Source organism: Cupriavidus sp. UME77, from assembly GCF_014170355.1.
In the GTDB taxonomy this organism is placed as follows: Bacteria; Pseudomonadota; Gammaproteobacteria; order Burkholderiales; family Burkholderiaceae; genus Cupriavidus; species Cupriavidus basilensis.
The window spans coordinates 1-11,359 of the sequence record NZ_LZZU01000057.1 but is presented as its reverse complement, the minus strand read 5'-3'; the positions used below and the strand labels follow the sequence as shown (position 1 = coordinate 11,359).

Here is an 11,359-nt window from a genome sequence, read left to right as displayed (position 1 = left end):
GCTTGATGAAGAACACGCAGCAACTGCAGACGCTGTTTGCCTTGAGCAATCTGTGGATGATGCGCCATCGACTGCAGCCGGGCGCCAAAGGATGAGTGCGCCTTCGCCGACGCGAAACGCGGGCGACAACGCCGGTGATGATGCCGAAGCCGGTGCCGAATTCTGGCCGAAGCGCTCATCAAATTCATCTTGTCACGCTCACACTGTCAGCACGAACCTGCTGACGTCGTTTTGAACACCATCCCTAAGGGCTGTGCGCGAAACCCTTCTGGGAAACCCGTTGTCCAGGCAGTCGGCCACCAGCTCCTCGACAGTCGGCTGGCGATTGCCCGTTGGGTAGCGTCCAGTGCATTCTTCGCGTGCGTTTCACCCACGGGAAATCTTTCGCCACGGGACGTCCCTTGCCCCCCGAGTAGGGCGTCAGGGACCACGCTTCCTGGCACCCCTTTAACTGTAAGAGAACACTGACATGAAATCGCAACAGAACGATCCGACGGACATGACAAAGTCGCTTCCTCGGGAATTGCCATTGCTCATTGACCAGCTCGTCGACCATGCCTTGAATACCCGGTTCGAATCATTCGATCACGAGGTGGTCGAGGCCGCGAGGATGCGGCTTGTTGATACGCTCGGTTGCACCATTGGCGGTGCGAACGCATCGGGCAACCTTGCGTTCCTGGACCTCATCCGGTCATGGGGCGGCACCTCTCAGGCCACGATCCTGTCCCATGGGGACCGCGTGCCGCTGCAGTACGCGGCCATGATGAACTCTCTCATGGCGCGGTCCTTCGACTTCGAGGTAGCGGGCCCGGAGCCCGAGGGCGTGAACGCGGGCAAAATGGTCGGTCACGTGTGCAGCACCACCGAGCCCACCGCCCTTTCGGTTGCCGAGTTCACGCGGGCTTCGGGCAAGGAGTTGCTGGCCGCGGTGATCCTGGGTGGAGATATTGGCGCTCGCATGGCCGTTGCCGACGAGTTCAACTTCGACCGGTCCTTCGAGGTCTGCGGCACCGCGAATGCCTTTGGTGCCACGGCCCTGGTGGGACGGCTGATGGGCTTGAACCACCAACAGTTGGTGAACGCGTTCGGGATTCTGCTGAACCTAATGGCCGGATCCTTCCAGTCTCTGTGGGACGGCGTGCACACCTTCAAGTTGCCCGGTGCCATGGCCGCCTTCAACGCCGTGTTGGCAGTGCAGCTGTCGCTGCGCGGTTTCACGGGCGCCAGGGACCCCTTGACGAGCCAACAGGGCTACTTTGCCCTGTACGGCAACAACCCGAAGCCCGAAAATGCGCTGGTAGACCTGGGCCGCGTCTATTACGTCAAGGGCATGCACAAGCTGCATCCCTCATGTTACGGCAACCACAACCCGATCGAAAGTGCACTGGAGATCGTGCGCAGCCATGCCTTTGACCTCGCCGACGTGGAGTCAGTGACACTGGAGGTGCCCCCCAACCGGATCAAGCATTTCCTCAACCAGAACGTCGAGGCAGACGATTGCCAACCGCGCTCGCTGTTCAGTATCCCCTATGGCGTGGCGAATGCCCTGATGCGTAAGGAAGTGCGAATCGAGCACTATACTGACGAATACACGCGCGTACCGGCGCTGCTCGACCTCGTGCGCAAGGTGCGGCTGGTGCCCAACCTGCCTATGGGTAAGAACCATGCCGGCAAGCTGACAGTGAACTTGAAAAACGGCCAAGCCTTTTCGGCATACCGGGAATCTCCGCTGGGTTGGAAGGACAACCCCGTCACGGCGGGACAGGTTTGGGACAAGTACTGGCGCAATATCGACTTCTCTGCCACAGTCAGCCGGGAAAACGCTGCAATTGCGCTGGGCATGCTGGAAAGGCTCGAAGAGGTCCACGATGTCACCTCCCTGGCATCTTGCCTGGTGCGCGCAGGGTAACCGTCAGTAGCACCCGCCGGCTTGAGTTTCCCCGTGGTGATGGTTACAGCGCAATGACTCTGGGCGCCTGTGTGGAGGGCAGTTTACGGCGCACGTTACGTCGCTTATTGGGGTGTCACGGGCCCTCACCGAGTATTTGTTCGCCTCTCAGTCCAACCATGATTTGCTCGATGCACCGATGTGTCGAGCCAGCTCTTTCAGTCTAACGACGTACTTTTCCTCGATAAGCGCCTGGCTTTGCGATCCTTTAGTGAACACGAGACTCAACGCCCCGAGCAGGCGCTTGCCGCTCAGCACCGGAACGCCAACAGAACTGAATCTAGCCCCGCCAGTCTCGGTACTCACGGCGTAGCCGCGCGCCTTCGTTTCAGCGATGACTTCGTGCACTGTGTGCAGCTCTTCGTCCCCGATTCCCAGGGACGCCGAGCGTTTCTCAAGGTCGGACAACAAGGCCTGCAAGGCATCCTCATCGCAGGCGGCCAGATAGGCCCGCCCCATCGCGGACAGCAGGATCGGCAATTTCTCACCCAACAACGCATGCTGGTGCGACAACGGGCTGAACCGGCGTGTCGATTCCCTGATCACCATGGAGCCGCCTTCCGGCGTGGCCAGGTTGATGGGCCAGACCATTTTGCTGGCGGCCTCCCTTAAGGCGGGGCCGGCCACCCGGATCACCCAGTCCTCTTCCCCGCAACCGTCACTCAGCAGTCTGGCTTCCCTCGATACCTTGTACTGGCCCTCGCGCTCAGTCAAATCGACAACCCCTTGGCTGCGCAGAGTTTCCAACAGACGCCTGGCGGTCGAGCGGTGGATGCCGCACGCACGGGCCAACTCGCTTGTGGAGGCCATACCCCCCGGCATGTGGTTGAGCGCCTTCAGCAGCATGATCCCTCGCGTCAAACCACGTACTTCCTTGACCTCTGGCTTCTCGAGCCCTGCGTCCCTACTGTTCACCACCATTTCTCGTCTTCAAAGAACTTGCATACAAAAATTAGGGTTCACCCTATCTGCTTGTTTCACTGTGTGAACGGGGTGTCGCTGTGCTGCCCTGTGAAGAACAATCATACCGCGGTCATCGAGGTACCCGCGAGCCTTCGATACCCAGCCTGTCCCGATCAAGGAATCGTGAAGACACTCATGGAGATACCAAATGTTGTTAGCACATGACACGCAGGAATCGGCAGTCAATAGCCAACCCACACAGAAGCAGGCAGCCACAGCCATCGACAGAGCCGCCTACCGCGAGCGTGCCTACGCTGCGGGACGAGAGTTTCTGACAGCGGTAGATAAGATTACTCCGGATATTCGCTCACGCCGGGCCGAATCCGAGCGGCTTGGAAAGGTACCGGATAGCTCCGTGGCGGCAATGGTCGAGGCCGGTGTGTTCCGTACCTTCACTCCGCGTCAGTATGGTGGACTCGAATTGGATCCGGCGTCTTTCTTCGAAGGGGTCATGAAGATTGCGGAGGCAGACAGTTCAGCCGCCTGGATTGCCGGCCAACTAAACGTCCACTCCTTTGAAATTGCGCTGATGGATGAGCGCATGCAGGATGAATTCTGGGCAGAGGGGCCAGACACTCGGGCCTCAAGCTCCTATGCACCGATTGGTAAGGTGCGCACCGTGGAAGGTGGGTACGTTCTCTCTGGAACTTGGACCTTCTCCAGCGGTGTCGATCATGCTCAATGGGTCATTCTTGGCGGCGGTGATCGCAGCTTCGTGGTGCCGGTAAGCGATCTCACCATTGATCACAATAGCTGGGACGTTCAGGGTCTGAAGGGAACTGGCAGTAAAGCCGTGACACTGAATGATGTTTTCGTTCCGGAGTATCGAACCCACAAATTTGTGGATACCTACAACGATGCCAATCCGGGATGGGCGGTGAATGACCGTCCCCTTTATCGGCTGTCGTTCATGGGGATTTTTAATTCGACGCCTACGAATACCGTCATCGGGACGGCCTCTGAGGGCATCAATTCCTTTATTGAACATTCAAAAGTCCGTTTGACTCGACAAGGAACAGGCGCCCCCATCGCTAACAACCCGTTCCTGCATCTGAAGCTCGCTGATGCGCTGACTAAAGTGAATGATGTTCGCAGGCGCCATCTGGCGAACTGGCGAGACCTGTTTGATCAGGCATGCCGCGGCGAAGAGTCTACGCCGCTGGAAAGAATGCGCGTGCGTTTCGAATCGGCGGATGCGAACGCCACTTGCTTCGACGCTATCCACGATATCTGGCCGATTGCCGGCGCCGCGGCATCCGCTACCAGCAATCACCTGCAACAAGTGTTCCGTGACCTGATGGCAGCACGGAATCATGGATCCGCTGGTCGGGAACTCGCGGCGGGCATGTATATCAAGACAATGTTCGATATGCCGGCGCCGCCGTTCACCGACATGGGGTCGCTTGCTTACTACAAATAGCAGCCTGGAAGGGAAGCGACTCGGATGCGCGGCGACTCGCGATCGTTTCGAAGCTAGTCACTGTGACCTCGCGCGCAACCCAAACGTCCAGGGTACGCGCAACGACAACGCTCTCCTTCAGGTTTCAAGCAAGATGCGATGAAAACCCGCACCAGAAATCGTTTCGGCCTGTCGCTGCCGGCCGGGCGACCGCCCGCAGACACGACAAATGGTCATCCACAACCAGTGACATCTGCAAGAGCGTCCAGTCCGGAGTTCTAACATGAACAAGACAGCGAACACCCAAACAGCCATCGGGCTAATCGAACAAGGGGATCCTGCCGCAGATGGGCGCGCATTTCGTCGTTGCCTTGGCCAGTATCCTACCGGCGTGACCGTGGTCACCACCCGCAACGGCGACAAGCTCGCTGGCATGGCGGTTAACTCGTTCTCAGCGGTATCGCTGGACCCTCCACTCGTGCTGTGGTCTATTCGCCGTGAATCCAAAAGTGCCGCGGATTTTCTTGAAGCCAGCCACTTTGCGGTCAATGTACTGGCGGCCAATCAGGTTGAGGCTTCTCAATTGTTTGGTTCCAGTAATCCGGAGCGTTTCAACCTGATTGCCTGGAGTCCAGGCGAACATGGATCGCCTTTGCTCGATGGTGCCATCGCCAAACTGGAGTGCCGGCGTGAAATGGTTTACCAGGGCGGGGATCATTTGATAGTAGTAGGGCATGTCGAACGCTATTCGCGTTTCGAAGGAGACCCCTTGTTGTTCGCGCAAGGGCAATACGCCGTCGCCCAGAATCACCCGAGCCTCAAAGTGGCCGCGGCATCGCCATCCGAACCGATCGCAGAGAGAAAAGAGGCCTCGCTCCTGAAATTGCTCAGCGCCGCAAGTCAAAACATGTCATCGCTCTTCCAAGAGCACCGCCAAGCCTTGGGCGTGACTGCCGCATCAGCACGCATTTTGAATCGCCTGTTCGAAAGCCCTTGTGAATTTGACGAACTTGAACGGGCGACGTACCTGGGACAAGACGCCATCGAGGATGCCCTGACCGATCTCATTGCCCAAGGCCATGTCGTGAGAAACAAGGAGGCTCCTTTTGAGTTGACAGCAATCGGACGCCGGACAAGTGAGGCGCTGGCCGCGCGTGCGGCCGAGTTCACAGCTGAGAAGTTCCGTGGCATTGCTGATGCAGATATTGCTACCGCTAAACGAGTGCTTTTCGACCTTCAGCAAAAGTGAGCTTTCTCTCGCTTTCTGCTATAGAGGTGCTTTTATCCGATGGTTGCAGATCAGCAGGGGCGTCAACGCCGTGTACGCAATCGAGAATCGAGTTCTCGCCCGAGCAATCGCTATGAGAATGGGCGAGCGAAGACCTTGTTATTCCGAGATGTTTGAAAGCCGTCTCACTGCAACGAGTTGAGCGTCGACCCGATCACACCATGGTACCCAAAGACAGATGAACCAGACCTTCGTCAAAATCCGAAAAACTTGTGGGATATTCAGCTTCGCCACCGTACTGCTGGCAGGTGGCAATGTGATGGCTCAGGGATATCCAGACCGCCCCGTCAAGCTGGTTGTGCCATACCCCGCTGGCTCTAGCACCGATGCGTTGGCGCGCATTTTATCGGAGGCGTTGGGCAAGCGTATTCGCCAAGCCGTCGTGGTGGAAAACCGGGCTGGCGCGGGCGGGATGATCGGCGCAAAGGCCGTCTCAGATTCCCCGGCTGATGGCAATACCTTGCTCATGTATACCCCAGCATGGCCAGCCCAGAAAATTTTCGTCAAGAATCCGGCTGTACCTGTCCCCGACGGACTCAAGCCTGTGAGTCTGGTAGCCCTGGGCCGGCTAGCGCTGGTGGCACCGCAGGCGCTACCGGCAAAGACGTTCGCGGAACTGATCAGCTACGCTCAAGCCCATCCTGGCAAGCTCAACTACAGCACCACCGGTCCGGGTGATGTGCTGCTGGACTTTGAGATCCTAAAGTCCAGCGCCCGCGTTCAGATGGAACATATCCAGTATAAAGGCGCTGCCAACCAACTCAACGCCCTGCTGGCTAACGAGGTTCAACTGGGTCTGCAACCAGAGTACACCCCATTGCCCTTCGTCAAAGACGGCAAGCTCAAGGTGCTAGCAGTAACCGGAGACAAGCGATCCACCGTCTACCCTGACGCGCCGACTTTCAAGGAACTTGGCCTACCCAAGATTCGAAACAATTGGATGGCCATATTTGCGCCAGGCGGAACGCCTTCTACCACGATAAAAAAGCTCAATGCGGATTTAGTGGCCGTCATTAATACCCCAGAAGTATCTAAGCGTTTTAGTGATATTTATTTCGAGGCTGTCGGTTCCACTCCCGAGCAGTTGCGCCAGAAGATTCAGACGGACATCACGGACTGGGCGGCGGTTGCGAAATCCGCCGGAATTCAGCCTGAGTAAGCGCATCAAGAACAGACTGTGTTCTCACTTGGAGCCGGGTGTCGTTCTTTCAACCACCATCCAGCAGGAGGCTTATGGCTAATCCCAACCGCATGCGCCTGACCCACCTTGGCATCTACGTCCAGAATATGGACAAGATGATCGACTTCTACACTCGCGAATTTGGTTTCAGGGTCACAGACCGCGGTGTCGGTACGTCAGGCATTGAAGGCGTATTTCTGAGCGCCGACCCTACGGAGCATCACCAATTGGTCTTCGTGACCGGACGCGATTCCACCAGCAAGCCCACCACCAACCAGATTTCCTTCCTGATGGAGAGTCTGGAAGATCTGCGAGCGTACGCCGCTCACTGCAAGGAAGCCGGTGTTCCAGTCGCGATGGTCAAGGACCACGGCAACGCCTGGAGCATCTATGTCAAAGACCCTGAAGATAATATGATTGAGGTCTACTGTCATTCACCTTGGTATGTAAGGCAGCCCGTCGGCAAGCCACTGGACCTGAGCGAGCCGGCTGATGTCATACGCACGAAAACCGAAGCGATGGTCCGGACCCAACCCGGCTTCCAGACGCGCGAGGCGTGGATGGCCGAATTCGCCGCCACATTTCAAGAATAAGTCATTGGATGTCAGGAAACCGGGGCAGGCGAGGAAGCTCGGATCTAAACGCCTGGAGGCATTCGCTTTGCTGCCAAAAAAATAGGCTGGGGCCAACCATGCCCCTTCCCCACGGAGACAAACATGAAATTGGTAAAAATAATTAAGACAGGACTGATATTTAGTGTCTTATTCAACACTTTGCTTGCCCATGCCAATGGAGAGGCACCCATCAAGATTCTGGTTGGTTTTGCAGCCGGCGGAGTCACTGATATCGTGGCGCGGCTATTCGCCGACAAGCTGCGAGTGGAGTTCAACGAACCGGTAATCGTCGAGAACAAGCCAGGTGCTGGCAGCCGGTTGGCTAACCAGGCCCTTAAGGCAAGCCCCCCCGATGGGAAGACGTTCCTCATTTCGCCTAATTCGGGGCCAGTGTTTCTGGACATCCTTTACCCACGGTCTGTGCTGGGCTATGACCTGCTGACGGACTTGACACCGGTTGCCGCTCTCACCACGTACCCGTTGGGCATGGTGGTCCAACGCAGCATGGGCGTGAACAACGCTCGTGAATACGTGGCCTGGGCGAAGGCCCACCCTAAGGAAGCAGTCTTCGGCTCGGCCGGGGCAGGCAGCCACACGCATTTTGCGGGAATGAAGCTCGCGCAAGCCGCGCAGATCAACCTACAGGTCGTACCGTACCGAGGCAACGGGCTGATTAATATCGATCTCCTGGGTGGACAGCTGCCTGCGGCCATTATGGCGGCAAGTGACTTCATGAAGCACAAGGACGACCCGAGTTTGCGCATTATCGGTATCTTCGGCGAGCGTCGCTCTCCGTTGGCCCCCGACGTGCCGACCTTTACTGAACAAGGCATCAAGGCGACCGCGGGCGACGCGTGGATCGGCATGTGGACCTCGGCGAAAGCGCCCCAGGCTGAAATTGACCGCATGCAGCGTGCCTTGCAGAAGATTCTTGCCGAACCAGAGTTCAAACAGAAGCTGGAAAGCAAGCTGACTATGACGCCGTTCTTCCGTTCTGCGGCAGACATGAAGAAGCTGCAGCGGGCAGAGCTCGACATGTGGCGACCTGTCATCAAGCAATCAGGCTTTTCGCCTGACCAATAAATAGCCAGAAACAACGTGGCTTTCTGTGTGTTGAGTTGCGCCCAATCCTGGCCGGCGATTGCGTCATGTTCGGATGCTCCCGGAGGCGGGGGATAGCTTTTGGCCAAGCGCCATCCGGCTTATGATGATAGTCGGAGAGGGCTGCGGCAGAAGGACGCAATCCTGGACGGCGAGCGCACTAACCTCATCAGAGGACAGCGTCCTCGGTGCAGGGGTCAAACCTGCCGATCCTTCCACCGTCCGTGTAAGGGTCGTAATTGCCGACCCTTGCGCCGGCGCTATTAATCTCGAACTTGCCAGCCTTGGCAAAGGCCGGGGTGGCGAAAAAGGCAGCAACAGCCACAAGGGCAACGGCCGCGGCCAAAGCGTAGGGGGCATCGTTCTTCATGATCATTCCCTTCCAAAAGTCAGATACCATCTCGCCCACTCAACTGTTGCGATAATGCGGAATCCGATACGTCCATATTAGGCGTTCCCCTATCGCGACGTACAATTTTGCGATCGCTGGCCGAGGAAGGCCAAGACGTAGGGTAATGCTCTCCTCTCAGACCTTGGCTTGGGAAGCAAATATTTTGCACTGCCTTTCGTTTTCGCCGGTGTGATTTTGTGGCTTCACCTGAGTAGATACCTTAGTCTCCTTGCTAAGGGCCGCCCACGACCTGATCCCGCACTTGCATCCCTGGGCAGCTTGCAGGCGCGTGGCGTCCAGGATGACGAGGACGACCGGGGCTAAAACGCAATTAATCGCCAGAATTTTGATTCCGGCTCAAATTAATAAGGGCCTGGCAGAAATTTGGGGTAGCTGACGCTTGGCACCTCGCCGATCCAGCAGTGTCCCGGCCATCCGCTGCCGGTCACCATCCTCGACGCTGTGGTCGGCGACGGCCCTGCGTTGAACCCCGGCACTGGCGTATCTAGGTCTGTGATTTGTGGTCGCACGATGTCCGCGCCGACAAGGCGGGCGCCTATCCCAGTTCAGCTGGGTTTCGACGCGGTTTCGGGGCGAGATAACGCGCGCGCCGCACGTTGGGCTTGCAGTCCATGCGCCCGCTTCGCATCGGGCTGGGCCACGTGTCCCCCCGCCGCCTTTCCCGCCAGATCCACGCGCGGCGCGCCTTCCACCAGGCAGGCCCAGTAGCGAGTGCCGCGGCACCAGGTCCGAATCGCGTCGCGCAATACCGGCTCCGTCAGGCTAAGTTCCTGCGCCTGCTGGACGAGATCGGCGAAGATGCCGATCTTGAGCGGTACCTTGGGTGCCGGACTCTTCGGAAAGGTTGCCGGGAAGCGCTTTTGCAGCTTCACGATGGTCTGCAGCACCGGATCGACGGGCTTAGCGGGCTTAACGGGCTTAACGGGCTTAACGGGCTTAACGGGCTTAACGGGGTAAACTGGATTAACGGGCTTCGCCGGGCGGGCCGAAGCCTTCAGGGGTGCGCGACGCGTCTTGGCTGGTGGCGCGGTCTTGGCCTGCTGCGCCAGTTGTTCCTTCAGTGCCGCCAGTTGTTCGAAGCCCATCGCGTCCAGCCATTAAAAACGTCATGCGATTGTAGAGCAGACCGCCGCAATTCGCGTTGCCGCTGACGCGGTGGCGTGGCCTTGGCCAAAGCAGGCGTCCTGGCCAGGGCGGGCACCCCCTTCACCCTTCGCGCGTCCACCCGATCCGGTGCCGTGCCTGCGTGGCCTCATGCCGGGCATCGTCCTCCGTATGCAGGTAAGCGCTGGTGGTCGAGATCGACGCATGCCCGAAATTGTCCCGCACGAACCGCAGGTCCACCTGCTGGTCGGTCATGTGCGACCCCGCGGTATGGCGCAGCCAGTGCGCCGAGGCGCTGGCCAGCACCGCGGCACGGCTCTCCCACTCGGGGCCGCTTGCGCGCAGGCGCGCGGCGGCCATCCCGAACACTTCCTTCAGCACCAGGTGCAGCGCACCGCGTGACAAGGGCTTTTCCTTGCCGATGATCGGCGGCACGATGGGGCGCGCCTCGCCGGGATGCGGTGCCGGCGGCAGGCCGTACGCCGCGCGATAGCGCGCCAGTTCCACGATCAGTTCGTCCGTGGCCGGCACCAGCCGTGTCTTGTTGCCTTTGCCCGTCACCTCCAGCCACCAGCGCTCCATCCCGTGGACATCGCGCCGGCAGAAGAAGGCGCCCATGCGGGTCTCAGCCACCTCGGCCGCGCGCAGGCCGCCGAGATACAGCACCGTGAAGAGCCAGCGGCAGCGCGCCGCGTGCAACCGGTCGCGCTCGGTGGCAGTGTCAGTGTTGGTGTCGCTCGCACCCGGCATCGCCTCGATGGTGTCCTTGACCGTTTGCCACATGGCGTGGCTGAGGTAGCGCGTGATGCGGGGCTTGGACTGGCCGCGCCGGCTGCGTGCCAGGGAGAGCGGATTGCCGGCGAGGTAGCCGGCGTCCACCAGCCAGGCGAACAGCGTATTGAGGATCACCATCGCGTGCCGCGCGCTGGCCGGGGAGAGCGGGCCGGCGAACGGCCGCCAGTCGGGGGCGCCGCGCGCGAGCTTTTTGCGCGATGCCATCACCCAGCGCCAGGCCGGCTGGGGATCGGCGAGGAAACGCTCGTACAGCAGCAGGTCCTCATGGGTGAGCGAGGACAGCGGCTTGCCGTGCTGCAGGACGGCCCACAGCAGCAAGCGCTCGACCTCGCGCCGATAGGTCTGCAGCGTGGCCGGCGTGTCGGTATAGCGCGCCAGCCAGGCGGTGACGGCAGCCAGATCGTCGGCGGCTGCGATCTGCGGGATGCCGCCGCGGGCGCGGTTGCTGCCGGCGGCGCCGCTGGCGCCAGAGAGCGCGGCGGGCAGGCGCAGGCGCTCGATCGGGGTGGCGGGCAGGGCCGTGAAGGCAGGGTGGGGGAGCGCGGTGGGTGCCAT

General features: G+C 59.5%; 10 protein-coding genes. 6 read left to right on the top strand and 4 right to left on the bottom strand.

Translation table 11 applies throughout. The features are described 5' to 3' along the window. Positions 1-469 precede the first annotated feature (469 nt). Positions 470-1,909, top strand: a complete 1,440-nt coding sequence (locus A9975_RS23315) for an MmgE/PrpD family protein (protein ID WP_183034883.1) — start codon at positions 470-472, stop codon at positions 1,907-1,909. Between the two features lie 147 nt (positions 1,910-2,056). Here the strand turns inward: A9975_RS23315 and A9975_RS23310 are convergent, their stop codons facing one another. Further along, on the bottom strand, positions 2,057-2,869 hold the full coding sequence (locus A9975_RS23310) for a helix-turn-helix domain-containing protein (protein WP_255503394.1): 813 nt from the start codon (positions 2,867-2,869) through the stop codon (positions 2,057-2,059). 190 nt (positions 2,870-3,059) lie between these two features. Here A9975_RS23310 and A9975_RS23305 point away from each other — a divergent pair, with 190 nt between their 5' ends. The 5 genes from A9975_RS23305 to A9975_RS23285 all read left to right on the top strand — a co-directional run bounded on the left by A9975_RS23305 (position 3,060) and on the right by A9975_RS23285 (position 8,475). Beyond that, positions 3,060-4,331 carry an acyl-CoA dehydrogenase gene (locus A9975_RS23305; RefSeq protein ID WP_183034881.1) on the top strand — a complete coding sequence of 424 codons (1,272 nt, stop codon included), beginning with the start codon at positions 3,060-3,062 and terminating at the stop codon, positions 4,329-4,331. 262 nt (positions 4,332-4,593) lie between these two features. Beyond that, positions 4,594-5,559, top strand: a complete 966-nt coding sequence (locus A9975_RS23300; RefSeq protein WP_183034880.1) for a flavin reductase family protein — start codon at positions 4,594-4,596, stop codon at positions 5,557-5,559. A gap of 217 nt (positions 5,560-5,776) precedes the next feature. Next, positions 5,777-6,757, top strand: a complete 981-nt coding sequence (locus tag A9975_RS23295; RefSeq protein WP_183034879.1) for a tripartite tricarboxylate transporter substrate binding protein — start codon at positions 5,777-5,779, stop codon at positions 6,755-6,757. Between the two features lie 74 nt (positions 6,758-6,831). Beyond that, entirely contained in the window at positions 6,832-7,371 is a 540-nt protein-coding gene (locus tag A9975_RS23290; RefSeq protein ID WP_183034878.1) for a VOC family protein, read from the top strand. A gap of 123 nt (positions 7,372-7,494) precedes the next feature. Further along, positions 7,495-8,475, top strand: a complete 981-nt coding sequence (locus A9975_RS23285) for a tripartite tricarboxylate transporter substrate-binding protein (RefSeq protein ID WP_183034877.1) — start codon at positions 7,495-7,497, stop codon at positions 8,473-8,475. A gap of 187 nt (positions 8,476-8,662) precedes the next feature. Here the strand turns inward: A9975_RS23285 and A9975_RS23280 are convergent, their stop codons facing one another. The 3 genes from A9975_RS23280 to A9975_RS23270 all read right to left on the bottom strand — a co-directional run bounded on the left by A9975_RS23280 (position 8,663) and on the right by A9975_RS23270 (position 11,359). Further along, positions 8,663-8,863, bottom strand: coding sequence for a hypothetical protein (locus A9975_RS23280; protein ID WP_183034876.1), 201 nt, complete (start codon positions 8,861-8,863; stop codon positions 8,663-8,665). Between the two features lie 587 nt (positions 8,864-9,450). Then, positions 9,451-9,990, bottom strand: a complete 540-nt coding sequence (locus tag A9975_RS23275) for a ProQ/FinO family protein (protein ID WP_183034875.1) — start codon at positions 9,988-9,990, stop codon at positions 9,451-9,453. 121 nt (positions 9,991-10,111) lie between these two features. Further along, positions 10,112-11,359, bottom strand: coding sequence for a tyrosine-type recombinase/integrase (locus A9975_RS23270; protein WP_183034874.1), 1,248 nt, complete (start codon positions 11,357-11,359; stop codon positions 10,112-10,114).